This window comes from Micromonospora sp. AB353, assembly GCF_049538395.1.
GTDB lineage: Bacteria > Actinomycetota > Actinomycetes > Mycobacteriales > Micromonosporaceae > Micromonospora > Micromonospora aurantiaca.
This window is the reverse complement of sequence record NZ_JBMVFV010000023.1, coordinates 42,732-63,175: the sequence shown is the minus strand read 5'-3', so window position 1 is coordinate 63,175 and position 20,444 is coordinate 42,732. Positions and strand designations below refer to the sequence as shown.

The 20,444-nt window shown below is 73.4% G+C and carries 18 protein-coding genes and 1 pseudogene; 11 read left to right on the top strand and 8 right to left on the bottom strand.

The annotated features are described in order from the left end of the window. Positions 1 to 6: 6 nt before the first annotated feature. The 6 genes from ACPCK6_RS13045 to ACPCK6_RS13020 all read right to left on the bottom strand — a co-directional run bounded on the left by ACPCK6_RS13045 (position 7) and on the right by ACPCK6_RS13020 (position 5,444). Entirely contained in the window at positions 7 to 1,185 is a 1,179-nt protein-coding gene (locus tag ACPCK6_RS13045; RefSeq protein ID WP_396880859.1) for a MarP family serine protease, read from the bottom strand. A 76-nt stretch (positions 1,186 to 1,261) separates the two neighbouring features. Further along, entirely contained in the window at positions 1,262 to 1,954 is a 693-nt protein-coding gene (locus ACPCK6_RS13040; RefSeq protein WP_366620047.1) for an NUDIX hydrolase, read from the bottom strand. Continuing rightward, positions 1,951 to 2,556: a TlpA family protein disulfide reductase gene (locus tag ACPCK6_RS13035; RefSeq protein WP_423481224.1), complete on the bottom strand. Its 606-nt coding sequence runs from the start codon at positions 2,554 to 2,556 to the stop codon at positions 1,951 to 1,953. The genes ACPCK6_RS13040 and ACPCK6_RS13035 overlap by 4 nt, the downstream gene beginning before the upstream one ends. Next, entirely contained in the window at positions 2,553 to 3,395 is an 843-nt protein-coding gene (gene nth / locus ACPCK6_RS13030) for an endonuclease III (RefSeq protein ID WP_396881096.1), read from the bottom strand. The genes ACPCK6_RS13035 and nth overlap by 4 nt, the downstream gene beginning before the upstream one ends. Next, a complete protein-coding gene (locus ACPCK6_RS13025; protein WP_396880856.1) occupies positions 3,392 to 4,612 on the bottom strand; it encodes a CapA family protein in 1,221 nt (406 codons plus the stop codon). The genes nth and ACPCK6_RS13025 overlap by 4 nt, the downstream gene beginning before the upstream one ends. Positions 4,613 to 4,718: 106 nt before the next feature. Next, positions 4,719 to 5,444, bottom strand: a complete 726-nt coding sequence (locus ACPCK6_RS13020) for an adenosylcobinamide amidohydrolase (protein ID WP_423481223.1) — start codon at positions 5,442 to 5,444, stop codon at positions 4,719 to 4,721. Positions 5,445 to 5,663: 219 nt separating this feature from the next. Here ACPCK6_RS13020 and ACPCK6_RS13015 point away from each other — a divergent pair, with 219 nt between their 5' ends. The 10 genes and pseudogenes from ACPCK6_RS13015 to ACPCK6_RS12970 all read left to right on the top strand — a co-directional run bounded on the left by ACPCK6_RS13015 (position 5,664) and on the right by ACPCK6_RS12970 (position 16,420). Further along, complete coding sequence (locus ACPCK6_RS13015; RefSeq protein WP_007466162.1) at positions 5,664 to 6,341, top strand: Crp/Fnr family transcriptional regulator; 678 nt, start codon at positions 5,664 to 5,666, stop codon at positions 6,339 to 6,341. Between the two features lie 51 nt (positions 6,342 to 6,392). Next, positions 6,393 to 6,668 (top strand): annotated as a pseudogene (locus ACPCK6_RS13010) (metallophosphoesterase family protein); the annotation flags it as partial. Further along, positions 6,637 to 7,272, top strand: coding sequence for a metallophosphoesterase family protein (locus ACPCK6_RS13005; protein ID WP_423481222.1), 636 nt, complete (start codon positions 6,637 to 6,639; stop codon positions 7,270 to 7,272). The pseudogene ACPCK6_RS13010 and the gene ACPCK6_RS13005, both read left to right, overlap by 32 nt. 105 nt (positions 7,273 to 7,377) lie before the next feature. Further along, the gene (locus tag ACPCK6_RS13000) at positions 7,378 to 7,989 is read left to right on the top strand and encodes a TetR/AcrR family transcriptional regulator (RefSeq protein ID WP_194801974.1); all 612 of its coding nucleotides are present in this window, start codon (positions 7,378 to 7,380) and stop codon (positions 7,987 to 7,989) included. Positions 7,990 to 8,022: 33 nt separating this feature from the next. Beyond that, positions 8,023 to 8,817 carry a TIGR03084 family metal-binding protein gene (locus ACPCK6_RS12995; RefSeq protein WP_396880853.1) on the top strand — a complete coding sequence of 265 codons (795 nt, stop codon included), beginning with the start codon at positions 8,023 to 8,025 and terminating at the stop codon, positions 8,815 to 8,817. Then, a complete protein-coding gene (locus tag ACPCK6_RS12990) occupies positions 8,814 to 10,490 on the top strand; it encodes an acyclic terpene utilization AtuA family protein (protein ID WP_423481221.1) in 1,677 nt (558 codons plus the stop codon). The genes ACPCK6_RS12995 and ACPCK6_RS12990 overlap by 4 nt, the downstream gene beginning before the upstream one ends. Continuing rightward, a complete protein-coding gene (locus ACPCK6_RS12985) occupies positions 10,487 to 11,626 on the top strand; it encodes an acyl-CoA dehydrogenase family protein (RefSeq protein ID WP_423481220.1) in 1,140 nt (379 codons plus the stop codon). The genes ACPCK6_RS12990 and ACPCK6_RS12985 overlap by 4 nt, the downstream gene beginning before the upstream one ends. Then, positions 11,623 to 13,230, top strand: a complete 1,608-nt coding sequence (locus ACPCK6_RS12980; RefSeq protein WP_423481219.1) for an acyl-CoA carboxylase subunit beta — start codon at positions 11,623 to 11,625, stop codon at positions 13,228 to 13,230. The genes ACPCK6_RS12985 and ACPCK6_RS12980 overlap by 4 nt, the downstream gene beginning before the upstream one ends. Before the next feature lie 14 nt (positions 13,231 to 13,244). Then, on the top strand, positions 13,245 to 15,260 hold the full coding sequence (locus ACPCK6_RS12975) for an ATP-binding protein (protein WP_396880849.1): 2,016 nt from the start codon (positions 13,245 to 13,247) through the stop codon (positions 15,258 to 15,260). After that, positions 15,257 to 16,420, top strand: coding sequence for an acyl-CoA dehydrogenase family protein (locus tag ACPCK6_RS12970; protein ID WP_396880848.1), 1,164 nt, complete (start codon positions 15,257 to 15,259; stop codon positions 16,418 to 16,420). Before ACPCK6_RS12975 ends, ACPCK6_RS12970 begins: the two co-directional genes overlap by 4 nt. Positions 16,421 to 16,478: 58 nt before the next feature. Here the strand turns inward: ACPCK6_RS12970 and ACPCK6_RS12965 are convergent, their stop codons facing one another. Next, positions 16,479 to 18,257: an alpha/beta hydrolase gene (locus ACPCK6_RS12965; RefSeq protein ID WP_423481218.1), complete on the bottom strand. Its 1,779-nt coding sequence runs from the start codon at positions 18,255 to 18,257 to the stop codon at positions 16,479 to 16,481. A 235-nt stretch (positions 18,258 to 18,492) separates the two neighbouring features. Between ACPCK6_RS12965 and ACPCK6_RS12960 the strand changes: the two genes are divergently transcribed. Beyond that, on the top strand, positions 18,493 to 18,957 hold the full coding sequence (locus ACPCK6_RS12960) for a hypothetical protein (RefSeq protein ID WP_396880846.1): 465 nt from the start codon (positions 18,493 to 18,495) through the stop codon (positions 18,955 to 18,957). On the opposite strand, the gene ACPCK6_RS12955 is transcribed toward ACPCK6_RS12960, so the two are convergent. Beyond that, positions 18,944 to 20,419, bottom strand: a complete 1,476-nt coding sequence (locus tag ACPCK6_RS12955) for a serine/threonine-protein kinase (RefSeq protein ID WP_423481217.1) — start codon at positions 20,417 to 20,419, stop codon at positions 18,944 to 18,946. The genes ACPCK6_RS12960 and ACPCK6_RS12955 overlap by 14 nt on opposite strands. Positions 20,420 to 20,444 lie beyond the last annotated feature (25 nt).

The following is a 20,444-nucleotide window of genomic DNA, read 5'->3' as shown; positions in this document are numbered from 1 at the left end:
GCCGGCTCAGGTGCAGTCGCCGGTCGCCACTCCCCGGGTACGCTCCGCGCCCGCCAGCGCCACCGGTCGCGCCTCGGCGGCGGTCACCGCGAAGCCGGTGTTCGGGTCGTCCGCCGCCGCCGCGAAGATCACGCCGAGCACCAGACCGTTCGAGGAGACCAGCGGGCCACCGGAGTTGCCGCTGCGTACCAGCGCCCGGATGGTGTAGATCTCCCGGTTGACGTCACCGGCCGAGTAGATGTCCGGGCCGGTGATCCGGTCGACGTCGCGGATCCGGGCCGGGCGGGCGTCGTACGGGCCGTCGAGCGGGAAGCCGAGCACGATCGCGTCGGCGCCGGTGGCGGCCGGTCCGGCGGCGAAGCGCAGCGACGGCCCGGGCAGCCCGGGTACGTAGAGCACCGCCAGATCCCGGTCCGGGTCGTAGACGACGACCTCGCCGTCGTACCGCTCGCCGCGCAACTCCACAGCGACCGAGCGGGTGCCGGCCACCACGTGCGCGTTCGTCATCACCCGGTCGTCGGCGTACACGAAACCGGAGCCCTCGATGCGGCGCGAGCAGCTCGGCGCGGAGCCGAGCACCTTCACCACCGACCGCCTGCTGTTCTGCACCACCTGGGAGTTGGCCAGCGCCGGGTCGGGCGGTGCGACCTGCCGGGCCCGGGTCGGCGCGAGGTCGCCGAACACGTCCGGGAAGCCGTTGGTGTCGACCGTGTCGCGCAGCGCGGTGGACAGGTCCTGCGCCTTGTCCGGCAGCACCTGGTCGACGACGGTGAGCAGCGCGCTGTTGCGGACCGAGGACGCCAGCCACGGGACCGAGGAGGAGCCGAGCGGCACGGCGACCAGCCACGCCACGAGCATGACCGCGATGACCGAGATGAACGCGCCGCCGACGTCGTCGATCTTCCGGCCGGCCGGGCCGGTGATGGCGGCCCGCAGGTTCGAGCCGAGCCAGCCGGCCAGCGCCTGCCCCAGCACCGCGAGCCCGAAGATCGCCACCAGGGAGATCAGCACGCGTGTGCCGCTCGCCGTGAACTGCTGGGCGATCAGCGGCCCGACCTGGAGGCCGAGCAGCGCTCCGAGGAAGAAGCCGGAGAACGACAGGGCCCCGATGACGAAGCCCTGACGGTATCCGCTGATCGCGAACACGAGCATGAGCAGAAGAAGGACGAGATCCACGGCGGACACGCCCCAAGGGTACGGGCACGGGGCCCGTGCTCGGCTCAGCGCTCGCGGAACGTGACCCGAGGATGCGTACGGGTGATCACCGCACCGGGCTCTCGTCGGCCGCCTCGGTGCCCGCCGACGGAGCGGGCGTGGCGTCGACAGGCGGGAGGTCCACCACGCGCGAGTGCGGCCAGGGGCGGGACCAGCCGCCCATCTCCAGCAGCCGGTCGATCACACCCGCCGTGAAGCCCCAGACGAGCATGCCGCGCGCGGAGAAGGCGGGACCGATCCAGCCGCTCGGGTGGCGTACCCGCATGCGGTTGTCCGGGTCGACCAGTTCGGTGACGGGAAGCCGGGCCACGTGAGCCACCTCGGCCGGCTCGCGCGGGTGCACCGGGTGCGGGTCGTGCCACCAGGCGAGCACCGGGGTGACCACGAAGTCGCTGACCGGGATCCAGAGCCGGGGCAGCTCGGCCAGCACTGTGACGCTGCCCGGGTCGAGGCCGACCTCCTCGTTCGCCTCGCGCAGCGCGGTGGCGCGGGCGTCCGCGTCCTCCGGGTCGGCCGCGCCGCCCGGGAAGGCCGGCTGCCCGGCGTGGTTGCGCAGCGTCGCGGCGCGCTGGAGGACGAGCACGTCCGGCCCGGCACCGGGCTCCTCGCCGAGCAGCACCAGCACGGCGCTCTCCCGGCCGCCGCTCTCCGGCGTGACGATGCGGGTGAAGTCCTCCGCCCGCGCGGTGCCGAGCCGGCCCAGCAGCGGGTCGAACCACAGCGGCGGCCGTCGGGTCATACCCGCACCCCGAGGTGACGTTCGAGCAGCGCGGCGAGGCGGGCGTCGTCGAGCGCGCCGGTCGCGTCGGTGTGCCGGATCCGGCCGTCGGCGTCGACCAGCACGGTGAGCGGGAACGCGTTGCGTTCCAGCGCGCGCTGGAACGCGTCGCCCTGGTCGAGCAGCATCGGGAAGTCGACGCCGTAGTCCTCGCCGATGGACTGCGCGCCGCCGCGGCTGTCCCGGCTGTTCACGCCGATCACCTGGAACCGGCCGTCGGCCCGCTCGCTGAGCCGCTGGAACGCGGGCAGCTCCTTGCGGCACGGCGGGCACCAGGAGGCCCATACGTTGATCACGGCTGGGCCCTTGACGTCGCGCAGGTTCACCGGCGCCCCGCCGGTGAAGCAGTTCAGCGTCAGGTCGGGGAGTTGGTCCCCGGCCTTCCCGGCGGGAGTCGGGGATGCCGCGGCGGGCGCGACGGTCAGCGGGGCGCAGTCGGCGAACGGCGAGGGGCGCTCGGCCCGGGTCGCCGGCGCCGGACGTGCCGGCTCGTCGGCCGTGGCGGTGCAGCCCGCTGCCGCCAGCAGCAGGGGGACGAGAAGGTAGGCGAACCGGCGCATCACGGCACGTCCGCCGCTGCCGCCTGCTGCGGCACCAGGTCGGGATCGAGGCCGACTGCGACCGCCAGGTCACGGGCCCGGGGGCCCTTCAGCAACTTGGCCGCGGCGGCCGGCTCGGTCGGCCCGGTGCCGTACGCGGGACACAGCTTCGCCAGCGTGCACGCGCCGCAGGCGGGCTTGCGCGCGTGGCAGACCCGGCGGCCGTGGAAGATCACCCGGTGCGACAGCATCGTCCAGTCACGCTTCGGGTAGAGCGCGCCGATCGCGTGCTCGATCTTCACCGGGTCGGTCTCGGTGGTGAGCTGCCACCGCTGCACCAGCCGCTGGAAGTGGGTGTCGACGGTGATGCCGGGGACGCCGAAGGCGTTGCCGAGGATGACGTTGGCGGTCTTGCGGCCGATCCCCGGCAGGGTCACCAGGTCGTCGAGCCGCCCGGGCACCTCGCCGTCGTACCGCTCGCAGAGCGCCCGCCCCAGGTTGATCAGGGAGCTGGTCTTGTTGCGGTAGAACCCGGTGGGCCGGATCAGCTCCTCCAGCTCGGCGCGGTCCGCCGCCGCGTAGTCGGCTGCGGAGCGGTAGCGGGCGAACAGCTTCGGCGTGACCTCGTTGACCTTCTTGTCGGTGCACTGGGCGGACAGGATCGTCGCCACCGCCAGCTCCAGCGCGTTGGCGTGGTCGAGCTCACAGTGCGCGTCGGGGTGCGTCTCGGTCAGCACCCGGCCGATGCGCCGGGCGCGGCGCGTACGACCGAGGTCGGTCTCGGGGGAACGCGTGGTCACGTCGGCCAGCCTACGTCGCGGGGCCGACGCTCCGGCGGCTCGGCGCGGCCGGGGTGCGCTCAGCCACCCGCCGGTGCGGTGATCTTGCCGGTCCCGTCGAGCTTCGCGCCGGTGTCCGGGAAGTCGGACCGGTTCAGGTCACGGACCAGTCCGAGGCCGCGGTTCTGCCGGTCCACAGACGGACGGCCCACGCCGTTCATCACGGTGGAGGTGAACGTGCCGCCGGCGAACGTCCCCTCGGCGGTGAGCGACACCTTGAGCACGCCGCCCCAGCCGAGCCGGCCCGAGCTGTTCAGCGACTTCCCGCCACCGGCGAAGTTGCCGAGGCTGTACGCGATCAGCCGCCCCTTGTAGAACTCCATCCCGCGCAGCACGTGCGGGCCGTGCCCGATGACCAGGTCGGCGCCCGCGTCGATGACGGTGCGGGAGAAGCGGATCGGGTCGCCGCGGTTCTCGCCGAAGAACATCTCGGTGCCCGGCTTGACCCGGGTCTTGTCCGATCCCTCGGCGCCCATGTGCACCTGCACCACCACGATCTGGGCCTGCTCCTTGGCCATCTCGACCACCTGCTTGGCGGCGTTCAGGTCGACCAGGCTGTTGGACCAGGGGTACGACGAGAAGCCCACCACGGCGACCTTGATGCCCTTGACGTCCACCACGGTGATCTCGCCCGGCGCGCCGGTGTGCTTGAGCCCGTGCGCCTCCAGCGCCGACTGGGTGTTCTCGTAGCCCTGCCGGCCGTAGTCGTAGCCGTGGTTGTTTGCCTGGTTGAGCAGCTGGAACCCGGCCGAGCGCAGGTGCGCGGCGTAGCCGGGCGGCGCGCGGAACTGGTAGCAGTTCTTCGGCTGCGGGCCGCACTTGCCGGCGCCGGTGTCGTCGGTGAGCGGCTCCTCCAGGTTGCCCATCACCAGGTCGCCCTTGAGCGCCGACTTGACGTCGTCGAAGAAGCCCTTGCCGCCGTTCGGAGGCAGCCGGTCCGGCGCATTGCCCATGATCACGTCACCGGTCGCGGTGAGCGAGATCGACGGCTCCTTCGACGCGTCCGGCGCGGCCGGCTGGTCACCCGTCTCCGGCCCGGCCGAGCCGGTCGACCCGCCGCCCTGTCCCGCCTGCCACCGGGGGTCGCCGCCGGACCCGCCGGCGTCGCCGCCGCAGCCGGCGACGAACAGGACGGCGACGAGCGCGGCGAACGCGGCCAGGCGCCGGCCGAGCACCGCGCGACGCGGGCCGGGCACGGCGGCGGGCGGTCCGGCGACGGCGGCGCGGAGGGTACGGGGCACAGAGCGGGCGGAAGCGTACATCGTCGGCGACGCTACCGTCCCGGGAACGCCGCGACGAGGGCCGATCGGTCGGAAAACCCGGCGTGTCGCATGTCCCGGGCCCACGTCAGCCCGCCCGCCGGTCGGACCAGGGCACAACGGTCCCGGCGCCGCCGGAGCGGACGGCGGCGTGCACGGCCCGGGCCAGCGGTGCGCCCCAGGCCGACCGGGGACCGCCGTACGGGGCCGGATCGCCGTCAGCAGGGCAGAGCACTGTCACCGCGTCGGTGGGGGTGCCGGTGGCGGGCAGTCCGAGTTCCCAGATCGCCTGAGCCTTCGCCTCGGTGGCAGTGGCCACGGAGTTGACCAGGGCGGCGTCGCCGAGCCGCGCCGGGACGTACACGACGATGTTGACGGTGCCGACGTGCTGCGCGGGCCGGGCCGGCTCGCTCGCGGCCGACGGCGCCGGCCCGGGTGCGGCGGCGGCCCGGTCGGGTGCGGCGGCGGCCGGCTCGGCGGCGGCCCAGACCGGCGTGCCCAGGCCGACAGTCGCCCAGACCCGGACACCACAGTCGGTGCGGCGGACCACCTCGCTCACGTCCACGCCGGTCAGCAGCCCGACCCCGGGCCCGTCCAGGTCGAGGCCGTGCGCCAGCTCGGCCAGGTGCGCGGCGGGGTCGTCCCGGTCGTACGACATGGGGACGGTCGCGTTCAGCACCCACCGGCGGACGCCGATCCCCCCGCCCAGCGGCGCGGAGCCGACCGCGAGCAGCGGCGCCTCGGCCCGCCAGGCCAGCAGCGGGATGTCCCAGCCGGATTCGGACCGGCTGGTCAGGAACGGCTCACACAGCACGCCGGTCACCCTACGATCACAGGTGGGAACGGGTGGCGCCGACCCGGGCCGGGGGCGGGATCTTAGCCGCTTCCCAGGTCGGGTGGGTTACGCCCAACGATCAAGATTCCAGGGGTGCACCTCTGATTCCTGCTCATGTGCGCCTAGACTGGCGGCGCGCGAGGGATCAGCGGACGGCGGACCCGGCCGACGGACGGCACGCGCAGGCGGAGGTGCGCGATGGACGAGGTACTGGCCCGCAGCGGGATCTTCCAGGGTGTCGACCCGGAGGCTGCCGAGGCGCTCGCCAAGGAGATGGAGACGATCGAGGTCCGCAAGGGCGAGATCGTGTTCAACGAGGGCGAGCCCGGCGACAGTCTCTACATCCTCCTGTCCGGCAAGATCAAGGTGGGTCGCCGCGCGGCGGACGGCCGGCAGAACCTGATCGCCGTGATGGGCCCGTCGGACATGGTGGGTGAGCTGTCGCTCTTCGACCCCGGTCCGCGTACGGCGACGGCCACGGCGGTCACCGACACCCGCCTGGTCCGGCTGCGCAAGCAGGCGCTGCGGCCGTGGCTGAACAACCGGCCCGAGATCGCCGAGCAGCTGCTGCGGGTGCTCGCCCGCCGGCTGCGCCGGACCAACGACTCGCTCGCCGACCTGATCTTCACCGACGTGCCGGGCCGGGTCGCCAAGAACCTGCTCCAGATGGCCGGCCGGTTCGGCACCCGCGACGGCGGCGTGCTGCGCGTGACGCACGACCTCACCCAGGAGGAGATCGCCCAGCTCGTCGGCGCCTCCCGGGAGACCGTCAACAAGGCGCTGGCCGACTTCGCCTCGCGCGGCTGGCTGCGGCTGGACGGCAAGAGCATCATCATCCTCGACCCGGAGCGCCTGGCCCGCCGCGCGCGGGTCTGATCCTCCGTACCGGCTTCCCGGCCCGGCCCGCCACCGCGCGGAGCCGGGCCGATGCCGTCTTCTGCTGCCGTTCCGCTGCGCCGGCCGGGCCGATGCGTCTGCTGCGCAAGCCGGGCCGGCCGGTGCCGGCTCTGCCCGCCGCAGAATCGCTTGGTTCTCCCGGGCCGGTGTCGCCAGGCTGGGACGATGCCCGATCGCGTCGCCGTCCTCTCCGACATCCACGGTGTGCTGCCCGCGCTGGAAGCAGTCCTGGCCGAGCCGGACGTGGCAGCCGCCGACCTGATCGTCCTCACCGGTGACCTCGCGGCCGGTCCGCAGCCGGTCGAGGTGCTGGACCGGCTGGCCGCCCTCGGTGACCGGGCCTGCTGGGTCGGCGGGAACGCCGACCCGGGAGCTGGTGCAGGCGCGGGCCGGCAAGTCCTCCCCGATCGCCGTCTCCAACTGGGCCGCCGGACAGCTCCGCGACGACCAGGTGGCCCGGCTGGCCGCGCTGCCGCCGTCCGTCACGCTGCCGGTCAGCGGTCTGGGCGACGTGCTGTTCTGCCACGCCACTCCGCGCGACGACGAGGAGGTCGTGCTCGTCGACTCGCGGCTGGACCGCTGGGCCGAGGTCTTCGCCGGCCTGCCAGCCGAGGTCGGCACGGTGGTCTGCGGGCACACGCACATGCCGTTCACCCGGCTGGTCGACCGTCGCCTGGTGGTGAACCCGGGCAGCGTCGGCATGCCGTACGGGGGCGCGGGCGCCTGGTGGGCACTGCTCGGCCCGGGCGTGCAGTTGCGCCGGACCCGCTTCGACGTGGACGCCGCCTGCGCACGGGTCGCCGCCGAGTCCACGTTCCCGGATGCGGCGGCCTGGGCCGACGAGTACGTCCGCTCCCGCCACTCCGACGCCGACGCGCTCACCGTCTTCGGTCCGCGCGACGGCCGCTGAGGCGTTAACAAGGGGCCCTTCCTCTACCGCAGGCGTTAACAAGGGCCCCCTCCTTTCAAAAAAGTCAGGCTTGACTGTTTGTTTTGGGCGGGGCACGCTGTCTGCGTGTCGAGCCGAGTTCCGCAGCAGGAGCGCAGCCGCGCCACCCAGGCCCGGCTGCTGGAGGCGACTGTCGAGTGCCTGGTGGAGCACGGCTGGTCCGGCACCACGACGACTGTGGTGGCGGCCCACGCCGGCGTCTCCCGGGGCGCCCAGCTGCACCACTACCCCACCAAGGCCGCGCTGGTGACCGCCGCCGTCACCCACCTGACCGAGCGCCGGGCGGCCGAGCTGCGCGCCGAGGCGGCGCACCTGCCGGTCGGCCCGAAGCGGCTCGACGGGGTGGTCGACCTGCTCGCCGCCTCGTTCACCGGCCCGCTGTTCGTGGCCGCGCTGGAGCTGTGGGTGGCCGCGCGTACCGACGCCGAGCTGCGCGCCGCGCTGGTGCCGCTGGAGGCGCGGATCGGCCGCGAGATGCACCGGCTCACCGTCGAGCTGCTCGGTGTGGACGAACGCAGGCCGGGCGTACGCGAGTCGGTGCAGGCCACCCTCGACCTGCTGCGCGGCCTCGGCGTGGCCAACCTGCTCAGCGACGACTCGCCCCGCCGCGCCGCCCTGCTGCACACCTGGAAACGCCAGCTCGCCGCACTGCTCACCCCCGAGAGCGAGCGGCACTGATCCCCTGACGCCCCACCCCCGCCCGGAGGCACAATGGTCGACCTGACAGCCCTGCTCGCGGATCTGGCCGCCGAGTCCGAACAGCTCGACGCGCTCGTCGCGGACCTGCCGCCGGACGGATGGGAGCGGCCGACGCCGGCCCCGGGCTGGACCGTCGCACACCAGGTGGCGCACCTGGCCTGGACCGACCACGTGGCCTACCTGGCGGCCACCGACGAGTCCGCGTTCTTCGCCTCGGTGATGGCCGCGCCGGACCCGTCGCGCCTGGTCGAGGACGGCGCCGAGTCCTTCCTCGCGCCGCCGGGCGCGCTGCTGGCCCGCTGGCGTGCCGGCCGGTCGGCGCTCGCCGGTGCGCTCGCCGCCGTCCCGGCCGGGCAGAAGATCCCCTGGTACGGCACCAGCATGTCGCCGACGTCGATGGTGACCGCCCGGCTGATGGAGACGTGGGCGCACGGCGAGGACGTGGCAGACGCGCTCGGCGTCAGCCGTACCCCGACCGCGCGCCTGCGGCACATCGCGCACCTCGGCTTCCGTACCCTCGGGCACGGCTTCGCGGCCCACGGCCGCGACGTGCCCACGACGCCGGTGCGGGTCGAGCTGACCGCGCCCGCGGACGGCGAGGTGTGGGAGTTCGGTCCGGCCGACGCGGCCGACCGGGTGACCGGCCCGGCGCTCGACTTCTGCCTGCTCGTCACGCAGCGCCGGCATCGCGCGGACCTGGCCCTGACCGCCACCGGGCCGGTGGCCGACGAGTGGCTGGACGTGGCCCAGGCGTTCGCCGGGCCGCCCGGCGACAAGCGCGAGCCGGCGAACGGAACCTCCTCATGAGCGTGCTGCGGATCGGGAACGCGTCGGGCTTCTACGGCGACCGCTTCGCCGCCTGGCAGGAGATGCTCGACGGCGGCGAGCTGGACGTGCTGACCGGTGACTACCTGGCCGAGCTGACCATGCTCATCCTCGGCCGGGACCGGATGCGCGACCCGTCGCTCGGCTACGCGAAGACGTTCCTGCGTCAGGCGGAGGGCGTGCTCGGCACCGCGCTGGAGCGCGGCGTCACGCTGGTCACCAACGCGGGCGGCCTCAACCCGGCCGGGCTGGCCGACGCGATCCGGTCGCTCGGCGACCGGCTCGGCCTCCAGGTCCGGGTCGGGTACGTCGAGGGCGACGCGATCCAGCGGCCGGACGCGCTGACCGCTAACGCCTACCTGGGCGCGTTCGGGATCGCGGCCTGCCTCGACGCGGGCGCGGACGTGGTGGTCACCGGGCGGGTCACCGACGCCTCGCTGGCCGTCGGCCCGGCGATCGCCCGCTTCGGCTGGACCCGCGACGACCTCGACGCGCTGGCCGGCGCGACCGTCGCCGGGCACCTGATCGAGTGCGGTGCGCAGGTCACCGGTGGCAACTTCAGCTTCTTCACCGAACTGCCGGACGGCGGGCACCGGCCCGGCTTCCCGATCGCGGAGCTGCACGCGGACGGCTCGTCGGTGCTCACCAAGCACGCCGGCACCGGCGGTGCGGTGACGGTCGAGACGGTCACCGCCCAGTTGCTGTACGAGGTGGGCGGGCCGGACTACCTCGGGCCGGACGTGGTGACCCGGCTGGACACGGTACGGCTGGAGCAGGAGGGCCCGGACCGGGTACGGGTGTCCGGGGTGCGCGGCACGCCGCCGCCGGACACGCTCAAGGTGGGCGTCAACAACCTGGGCGGCTTCCGCAACTCGATGACGTTCGTGCTCTGCGGGCTGGACATCCCGGCCAAGGCGGCGCTGGTCCGGGGCCAGATCGAGGAGTCGGTCGGCACGGAGGGGCTGGAGTTCACACTGGCCCGTACCGACCACCCGGACACCGGCGACACCGAGGCGGCGAGCGCGCTGCTGCACGTACACCTGCGCGACGGCGACAAGTCGCGGGCCGGGCGGGCGTTCTCGGCGGCGGCGGTGGAGCTGGCGCTGGCCTCCTACCCGGGTTGCACGCTGACCACGCTGCCCGGCGACGCGACGCCGTACGGGGTGTTCACCGCCGACACGATCGCGCAGGACGCCGTCGAGCACGTCGCGGTGCTGCCCTCCGGTGAGCGGGTGCCGATCGCGCCGCCGACGGTGACGGACGGTTTGCAGGGGGCCCCTGTACAACACGAGGCGTTAACAGGGGGCCCTTCCTTGCACGGGATCCGGCGGGGGCCGCTCGGTGAGCTGGCCGGGGCGCGGTCGGGCGACAAGGGTGGCGACGCCAACCTGGGCGTCTGGGCCCGTACCGACGCGACCTGGCCCTGGCTGCGCGACTGGCTGACCGTGGAGCGGCTGGCCGAGCTGCTGCCGGAGACGGCGGCGCTCAGCGTCGAGCGGTACGAGCTGCCGAACCTGCGCGCTGTCAACTTCGTGATCCGTGGGCTGCTCGGGCAGGGTGTGGCCGCGTCCACCCGGTTCGACCCCCAGGCCAAGGCGCTCGGGGAGCTGCTGCGCTCACGAATCGTCGATCTTCCGGCGGAGGTTCCGGCATGACCATCGTGGACACACCGGAACGCCGGCAACTGCGCGAGCTGACCCGCTCGTTCGTCACCCGGGAGGTGCTGCCGCACCTGTCCGACTGGGAACGGGCGGGCGAGGTGCCCCGGTCGCTGCACGAGACCGCCGCCAAGATCGGCCTGCTCGGCATCGGCTTCCCGGAGTCGGTCGGCGGCAGCGGCGGTGACCTGCTCGACTCGATGGTCGTCACCGAGGAGATCATCCGCTCGGGCGGGTCGTCCGGGCTGGTCGCTGCGCTGTTCACGCACGGGATCGCGCTGCCGCACATGGTCGAGACCCAGGACGAAGGGCTGATCGACAGGTACGTCCGCCCCGCGCTCGCCGGGACGATGATCGGCGCGCTGGCGATCACCGAACCGGACGGCGGCTCGGACGTGGCGGGCATCCGCACCTGCGCGGTCCGCGACGGCGACCACTACGTCGTCAACGGCGCGAAGACGTACATCACCAGCGGGATCCGCGCCGACTTCGTCACCACTGCGGTCTGCACCGAGTTCCCCGGCTCGGGCTCGGTCAGCCTGCTCGTCATCGACAAGGGCACGCCCGGGTTCACGGTGGGGCGGCGGCTGGAGAAGCTGGGCTGGCACTGCTCGGACACCGCCGAACTGTCCTTCGTCGACGTGCGGGTGCCGGTGACGAACCGGGTCGGCCCGGAGGACACCGGATTCCTCGCCATCATGCAGCAGTTCGCCAACGAGCGGCTGTCGCTCGCCACCCAGGCGTACGCGACCGCGCAGCGCTGCGTGGACCTGGCCGTGCAGTGGTGCCGGGACCGCCAGACGTTCGGCCGGCCGCTCGTCGGGCGCCAGGTCGTCCGGCACAAGCTGGCCGAGATGCACAGCCGCACCGACGCGGCGCGGGCGTACGTGCACGACGTCGCCGAGCGGGTGGCCGCCGGGCAGCCGGTGGTGACCGAGGTGGCGATGGCGAAGAACGTGGCGGTGGCCACCTGCGACTGGGTGGTCGACGCCGCGCTGCAACTGCACGGCGGCTTCGGCTACATGCGCGACGCCGAGGTGGAGCGGCACTACCGGGACGCCCGTCTGCTCGGCATCGGCGGCGGCACCACCGAGATCATGAACGAGATCATCGCGAAGGGCATGGGCCTATGAGCACGACTGTCCTGCAGAGCAGCATCGACCCGTCCGCGCCCGCCTTCACCGCCAACCGGGAGGCGCTACTGGAACGCCTGGCCGAGCTGGACGCGGCGCTCGACCAGGCCCGGGGCGGTGGCGGCGAGAAGTACGTGACCCGGCACCACAATCGCGGCAAGCTGCTCCCCCGGGAGCGGATCGAACTGCTGCTCGACCCGGACAGCCCGTTCCTGGAGCTGTCGTCGGTGGCCGCGTACGGCACGGACTTCCCGGTCGGCGCCAGCACCGTGACCGGCATCGGCGTCGTCGAGGGCGTCGAGTGCCTGATCGTGGCGAACGACCCGACGGTACGCGGCGGCGCGATCAACCCGTGGTCGCTGGCGAAGACCCGGCGGGCGGGTGAGATCGCGGCGGCGAACCGGCTGCCGATGGTGAACCTGGTCGAGTCGGCCGGCGCGGACCTGCCCACCCAGGCGGAGATCTTCATTCCCGGCGGCCGGGTGTTCCGTGACCTGACCCGGCTGTCCGCGCAGCGGATCCCGACCGTCAGCGTGGTGTTCGGCAACGCCACCGCCGGCGGCGCGTACGTGCCGGGCATGTCGGACTTCACCGTCATGATCCGGGACCGGTCGCAGGTCTACCTGGCCGGGCCGCCGCTGGTGAAGATGGCCACCGGTGAGGTCACCGACGACGAGTCGCTCGGCGGCGCGGCGATGCACGCCACCACGTCCGGCCTGGCCGACTTCCTCGCCGAGGACGAGCGCGACGGCATCCGGCTGGCCCGGCAGTGCGTCCGCCGGCTCAACTGGCGCAAGCACGGCCCACCCCCGCGCAACCCCCACCCGCTGCCACCCCGGTACGACCCGGAGGAGCTGCTCGGCATCGCCAGCGCCGACCTGAAGGTGCCGTTCGACCCGCGCGAGGTGCTGGCCCGGGTGCTCGACGACAGCGCGTTCGACGAGTTCAAGCCCGGCTACGGCACCGCGCTCGTAACCGGCTGGGGTGAGCTGCACGGCTACCCGGTCGGTGTGCTCGCGAACGCGCGGGGCGTGCTGTTCAGCCAGGAGGCGCAGAAGGCGGCCCAGTTCATCCAGCTCGCCAACGCGGCGGACACACCGCTGGTCTTCCTCCAGAACACCACCGGCTACATGGTCGGCACCGAGTACGAGCAGCGCGGCATCATCAAGCACGGCGCCCTGATGATCAACGCGGTGTCGAACTCGACGGTGCCGCACCTGACGGTCAACCTGGGCGCCTCCTACGGCGCCGGCAACTACGGCATGTGCGGCCGCGCGTACGAGCCGCGGTTCCTGTTCACCTGGCCGAACGCGAAGTCGGCGGTGATGGGTCCGGCGCAGCTCGCCGGTGTGCTGTCCATCGTGGCCCGGCAGGCCGCCGCCGCCCGGGGACGCGAGTACGACGAGGACACCGACGCCGCCATGCGGATGATGGTCGAGCAGCAGATCGAGTCGCAGTCCGGGGCGCTGTTCCTGTCCGGGCGGCTCTACGACGACGGGGTGATCGACCCCCGGGACACCCGTACCGTCCTCGGGCTGTGCCTGTCGGCGATCCACAACGGACCGGTGAAGGGCGCCGACGGTTTCGGCGTCTTCCGGATGTAGGGGGCGTGCTCACAATGATCACGAAGCTTCTGGTTGCGAACCGGGGCGAGATCGCCCGCCGGGTCTTCGCCACCTGCCGCGCCCTCGGCGTGGCCACCGTCGCCGTGCACTCCGACGCGGACGCCGACGCGCCGTTCGTCGCAGACGCCGACCAGGCCGTCCGGCTGCCGGGGAACACGCCGGCCGAGACGTACCTGCGCATCGACGCCATCCTCGACGCGGCCCGGCGCTCCGGCGCGGACGCCGTCCACCCCGGCTACGGGTTCCTGGCCGAGAACGCCGAGTTCGCGGCGGCGGTGACCGACGCGGGCCTGACCTGGGTCGGTCCGTCCGCGAAGGCGATCGCCGCGATGGGCGACAAGATGGCCGCCAAGGCGCTGCTCGCCGACGCGGGCGTGCCGATGCTGCCCACCTGGATCGACCCGGCCGAGGTCACCGCCTTCCCGGTGCTGGTCAAGGCCGCCGCCGGTGGCGGCGGCCGGGGCATGCGGATCGTCCGCGACGCGGCCGGCCTGGCCGAGGCCGTCGCTGGTGCGCGCCGCGAGGCGGCGGCGGCGTTCGGCGACGGCACGGTCTTCATCGAGCGGTACGTGGAACGTGGCCGCCACGTCGAGGTGCAGATCTTCGGCGACACCCACGGCACCGTCGTGGCCCTCGGGGTCCGCGACTGCTCGATCCAGCGCCGCCACCAGAAGATCGTCGAGGAGGCGCCGGGTGTGCTGCCCGACGACGTGCGGGCGGCGCTGCACGAGGCGGCGGTGGCGGCCGGGCGCGCAGTCGACTACGTCGGCGCGGGAACAGTGGAGTTCCTGCTCGCGCCGGACGGGCAGGTGCACTTCCTGGAGATGAACACCCGTCTTCAGGTGGAGCACCCGGTCACCGAGCTGACCACCGGGCTGGACCTGGTCCGGCTGCAACTGCTCGTCGCCGAGGGCGAGCCGCTGCCGGTCACCACCACGCCGCCGGCCGACGGCCACGCCATCGAGGTACGGCTGTGCGCCGAGGACCCGGCTCAGGGTTTCCGACCGGCCACCGGCACGCTGCACCGGTTCGCGATCCCCGGGGTGGCAGCCGAATTCGGCCCGGCCCGGGGACTGCGCCTGGACTCGGGTGTGGTGGACGGCTCGACGGTGAGCGTGCACTACGACTCGATGCTGGCGAAGCTCGTCGCCTGGGCGCCCACCCGCACCGAGGCGGCCCGCGCGCTCGCCGGCGCGCTGGCCCGCGCCGAACTGCACGGCGTGGCCACCAACCGGGATCTGCTGGTCCGTGTGCTGCGCAGCCCGGAGTTCGCCGCGGTGGACGTGGACACCGGCTTCCTGGACCGGCACCCGGAGGTGTTCGCGCCGCTGCTGCCGGCGGAGCAGCTTCCGGTGGTGGCGCTGGCCGCCGCGCTGTCCGGTGCGGCCGCGCGCCGGGCCGCCGCACCGGTGCTGGCCGGGCTGCCGTCGGGCTGGCGCAACGTGCCGTCCGTCCCGCAGGTCACCCGCTTCACCGGCCCGGGCGACGAGGAGATCGAGGTGCACTACCGCCTCGACCGCACCGGCGCCCTCGCCCAGTGGGGAAGGAAGGGCCCCCTCTTAACGGATCCGGTAGAGGAAGGGTCCCCTGTTAACACCGAGCTGCCGGTTGTCGAGCTGGTGACGGCCACCCCGGACCGGGTGGTGCTCGACGTCGACGGGGTACGGCGGGCCTTCCGCGTACACCGGGCCGGGTCGTCGGTCTTCGTGGACGGCCCGGACGGGGCGGCGAGCCTCACCGAGCTGCCCCGCCTGCCCCTGCCCACCGCGGAGCTGGCGGCCGGGTCGCTGCTCGCGCCGCTGCCCGGCGCGGTGACCCGGGTGCACGTCGAGGTCGGTCAGCGGGTCGCCGCCGGTGACCTGCTGCTGACGCTGGAAGCGATGAAGCTCGAACATCCCGTGCTCGCCCCCGCCGACGGCGTGGTGACGGAGCTGCCGGTGCCGGCCGGCGGCCAGGTCGAGACGGGTGCCGTACTTGCCGTGGTGGACCCCGAGGAGGACCCGCAGTGAACTTCGACCTGACCCCCGAGCAGGACCAGCTCCGCGACGCCGTACGGGCGTTGGGCCGCAAGTACGGCCACTCCTACTTCGTCGAGAAGGCCCGGTCCGGCGAACACACCACCGAGCTGTGGCACGAGGCCGGACGGCTGGGCTACCTGGGCGTGAACATCCCCACCGAGTACGGCGGCGGGGGCGGCGGCATCACCGAGCTGGCGCTGGTGTGCGAGGAACTGGCCGCGACCGGCTGCCCGCTGCTGCTCCTGGTGGTCTCCCCCGCCATCGCCGCCACGATCATCCACAAGCACGGTACAGAGGAGCAGCGCAAGAAGCACCTCCCCGGCCTCGCCGACGGCTCCCAGAAGATCGTCTTCGCGATCACCGAGCCGGACGCCGGATCGAACTTCCACCGCCTCGCCACCGTGGCCCGGCGCGACGGCGACGACTGGCTGCTCAGCGGCCGGAAGATCTACATCTCCGGCGTGGACGAGGCCGGGCACGTGCTGGTGGTAGCCCGCACCGAGGACGCATCCACCGGGAAGCTGAAGCCGGCGCTGTTCATCGTGCCGACCGACGCGCCCGGCCTGGAGAAGTCCAAGCTGGACATGGAGATCCTGTCGCCGGAGAACCAGTTCCTGCTCTTCCTCGACGACGTCCGGCTGCCCGCCGACGCGCTCGTCGGCGAGTCGCTCGACGCCGGGCTGCCCGCGCTGTTCGCCGGGCTCAACCCGGAGCGCATCACCGTCGCCGCGATGGGCGCCGGCACCGGCCGGTACGCGATCGAGAGGGCCAGCGACTACACGTCCACCCGCAAGGTGTGGGGCGGGCGTTCGATCGGCTCGCACCAGGGTGTGGCGCACCCGCTGGCGCACGCGGCAGTGCAGGTCGAGCTGGCCCGGCTGATGATCCACAAGGCGGCCACGCTCTACGACGCGGGCCGCGACCTGGAGGCCGGCATCTCCGGCAACATGGCCAAGTACGCGGCCGGCGAGGCCGCCGCGCTCGCCGTCGACACCGCCGTCCAGGCGCTCGGCGGGGCCGGCATGACCACCGAGTACGGCGTGGCGACGCTGCTCGGCGCGGTACGCGCGGGCCGGATCGCCCCGGTCAGCCGGGAGATGATCCTCAACTTCGTCGCCCAGCACGTCCTCGGCCAGGACAAGTCCTACTGACCGAGGTGGGCCCGGGGTACGGCGGGTGCCCGATCACCCGCCGCACCCCGGGGGTCCGTCAGCGGACGGTCAGCGTGCCGACCGCCGGACGCGGCGTCGCCACCGGCGGCAGCCGCTTCGGCTCGCCCCGGCGCGGCTCGCCCGCCCGGGCCAGCTCGCTCTTCGACGCGTCCGCCCGGCCGGCCGCCGCGTCCTCCTGGAACGGCTGCGCGTCACCGACGCAGAGCGTGCCCTTGGCCGGCAGCTTGCCGGTGAGCAGGTACGCGTCGACCCGGCCGGTCACGCACGCCGAGGTGCCGTACGCGGTGTGGCCCCAGCTGTCGCTGCTCAGCAGGCGGCTGTTCGGCAGCAGCTCGGCCGAGCTGACCGCACCCTGGTAGTTGGTCGCCGGATCCCAGTAGTTGCCGACCACCAGCACCGGAGCGGCGGTGACCCGGTTGAACGGCCCGGTCCAGGCGTCCTCGTCCCGCACCGTCCAGGTGTTGCGGGCGCAGGGCGAGGTGCCCCAGGCCCACGCCCGCCCGAAGTACGGTGCCCGCTTGTCCTCCTTCGCCGACAGCGCCAGCCAGGCGTCGGCGCTCTTCGGGTGGTACGCGTCGGTGCAGTCGACGGTCAGGAACGTCTCCAGCCCGTTGTCGTACGGGAAGTCGTACCCCCGCTGTTGCCGTGCCTGCGCGGCGCGGGCGGCGAGTGCCGTGCGGGCCGACGCGGTGGCGGCCTTGCCGGCGGCCGGATCGGTCGCGGCCAGGAGCTGGACGGTCAGGTCCACCACCGACTGCCAGCCGTACGGGTCGTAGAGCGCGCCGAGCGTGGCGCCGACGAAGTCGGCGTAGCTGACGGTGAACGAGCCGAAGTCCGGATCCTCGATCACCACCGGCTTCTTGCGGAGCCGCTTGGCCACCGTGTCGTACGCGGCCAGCGGGTTGCCGGTGGCGGCCAGCTCGCACTGCTCGGCGCCGGCCTTGCCGCACCGGACGAGGATCTCCCGCAGCGCCCGGTACGCGCCGTCGGCGCTGCGCAGACGCGTCTCCTGGAGCTGGTTGCGGGCGCTGCCCTGGCCGACCCAGGCGTTCGGGTCGAGCACGCCGTCGACGACGATCGCGCGGAAGCGGTCCGGGAACATGTTGGCGTAGTACTGGCCCAGCGCGGTGCCGTAGCTGAAGCCGAGGTAGCTGAGCAACTTGTCGCCGACGGCGCGGCGCAGCACGTCCATGTCGCGGGCCACCTCGGCGGTGGAGGCCGCGCCGGTGAGCGGCTTGCCGGTGGTGGAGCACGCCTTGCCGACCGCCTTGGACGCGGCGACGTACGCCTTCTCCTCCGCCTTGGTCCACGGGAACGCGACGTTCAGCCCGGCGTACGCCCGGGTCTGGTCCTTCACCGAGCGGAAGCACTTGATGTTCTCGCTGGCCTCGACGCCGCGCGGGTCGACGCCGACGATGTCGAAGCGGTCGAGCAGGTCGTCGCCGAGGAAGTAGGGCGCGGCGAGCGCGATGCTCGTGCCGGAGCCACCCGGGCCACCCGGGTTGAGGAAGAGGCTGCCGACCTTGCGCTGCTGGTCGCGGGCCTTGACCCGGAGCAGTGCGACCTCGGTGGTGGCGCCCTTCGGGTTGTCGTAGTCCAGCGGGAGCCGGACCGTGGCGCACTCGGCGTAGTCGTAGCAGGCGTACCAGTCGAGCTTCGGCGTCGGCACGCGGTCCACCCGGCGTGCCTCGGCGGCGGTGGTCCGGTCGTGCGCGGGTGGTTGCGGAGTCGCCGCCGCGGCGGGCGCGACGGCCGGTCCGGCGAGGAGGACGCCGGCGATCCCGGTTGCGGCCAGGGATCGGATTGCACGGGGCATGAGGCTGCCTTCCGTCGGGGAACAGTTCCGTCGAGGAGACCTCGACCCCCGTCACTGTAGGGATCGACGCCCACGTTAGTGGCCCCCAAACGTGGATCGATACGGCAAACAACCAGATGATGTAACGACTTTTTCTCGATCGTCGCTACCTGCGACTCCGAAGTGGAGCCTCGGTGACGGGAAGCTGTCTCATCCCGCCGGTTGACAGGTGGACGCGCTGGGCCATGCTTGTCGGGTGAGATCGTTCCCGAAGCCCGATGCGCGGGCGAAGGCCGTCGTCGCGTCCCTGGCGACGGTGGCGGCGGTGGTGACCCTGGCCGTGTGGCGTCCGCCCGGCATCCTGTCGGTCGTGCTGGCCCTGGTCTGCGTGCTGCTCGCCATGATCACGGGAGTGACGATCACCGCCGCGCGCCAGCCCGGCGGCACCGGCGGGTCCGCCCCGCAGGCCGAGACCTGGCCGGTCCCCCACCAGGGGTACGGAGTGGACGCCGACACGCTGGAGGCGATCGACCCGCGCGCGGTGCGGAACCTGCGCACCCCGGTTGGCCAGCCGATCGACGCGGACACGCTGGAGACGCTGGACCCGCGCGTCGTACGCGGCATGCGCGCGCCGACGGCGGTGGACGCCGACACGCTGGAGACGCTCGACCCGCGGTCGGTGCGGCAGAGCCGGACCGTGAACGGGCTCAGCGACCGGTGAGCGTGGGACCGGCGAGCGCGTTGACGCCCCGGCCGGCCAGACAGCGGTAGGTGCGGTCCGCCTCGGCCTCCGGCGGCAGCACCTCCAGGTTCCACCCGCTCGCCGACTTGCCGCCGCTGACCAGCCGGAACGTGTCGGCGTTGCACACCCTGCCGACGGCCGGGTCGGCCGCGACCGTCTCGTGGCGGGCCCCGGCGAGCGCGGCCGGCAGGTCACCGGCGGCGTAGGTCTCCCAGGTGTGCTGGCCGTCGCACGGCACCCGGCTCGCCTCGGCCCGGTCGCGGCGCAGCCGTACCGGACCGAAGCACTCCAGTTCCGTCGCGCAGCGCGCCCCGGCGGGCAGCCGCACGTCGGCGGACGCGCAGCCGGGCACCGGCGCCACCCCGGCCACCCCGCTGGTCGCCGGCGTGGGCGTGACGGCCGGCGCGTGGCCGCCGGCGACCCAGCCACCGCCGGCCGAGGCCGCCAGCGCCAGCACGCCGGCGCCGCCGAGGAACCAGCGCTTGGGCCAGCGCCGGCCACGCGAGGCCACCGTCGGGTGGTCGTCGTCCGCGGGCGGTCGCGGGTTCGGCCCGCCGGTGTGGTGGAACCGGTCGCCGATGCCGTCGTCGAACCGGCCGCCGGTCGCCGGGGCGCCGTCGAGCGGCAGCGAGGTGAGCAGGCCGCGCAGCTCGACCGCCGAGGGCCGCGCGCCCGGGTCGTTCGACATGCCCAACCGGAGTACGTCGATCAGCTCGCCTGGTACGCCGGGCAGACCCGGGATCGGCTGCTGGAACATCTCCAGCACGGTCACCAGGCTCGGGTTGCGTTCGGAGTGCCAGCGCGGCGGACGGCCGTACATCAGCGCGTAGAGCGTGGCGCACAGCGAGTACACGTCGACGGCGGGCGTGGGCGGGCTGTGGTTGAACGTCTCCGGTGGCGCGTACGCCGGGGTGAGCGCCTCCAGCATCACCGAGGAGTCGCGGAACTCGGCGAGCACCGCCAGGCCGAAGTCGGCCAGGACCGCGGAGTTGAACTCGGAGTGCAGGATGTTCGCCGGCTTGACGTCGCGGTGCAGGACGCCCGCCGCGTGCGAGTGGGCCAGCGCGTCGGCGATCTTCACGCCGAGGTCGCGGGTCTCCGCCGGGCCCAGCGGTGAGGTGCGCATCCGCTCGGCGTACGAGCCGTCGCACAGCTCCATGATGAGGTAGGGGTGCTGGTTGACGGTGACCCCGACGTCGAACAGGTCGACGACGTGCGGGTGGGACGACATCCGCCCGGCGGCACGGGCCTCGCGCAGGAAGCGGGCCTGGTCGCGTTCGCTGTCCAGCGTGCGGTTCTCGATCTTGACCGCGACCTCGCGTCCCACCGAGATCTGGGTGGCCCGGTAGATGGTGGCGTAGCCGCCCCGGGCGAACACCTGCAGATCGGTCAGACCGGGCACGATGGGCAGCCGCAGGGCGCCGGGCGGGGTCTCGGTCACGACTCGAAAATACCCAACGATCCGG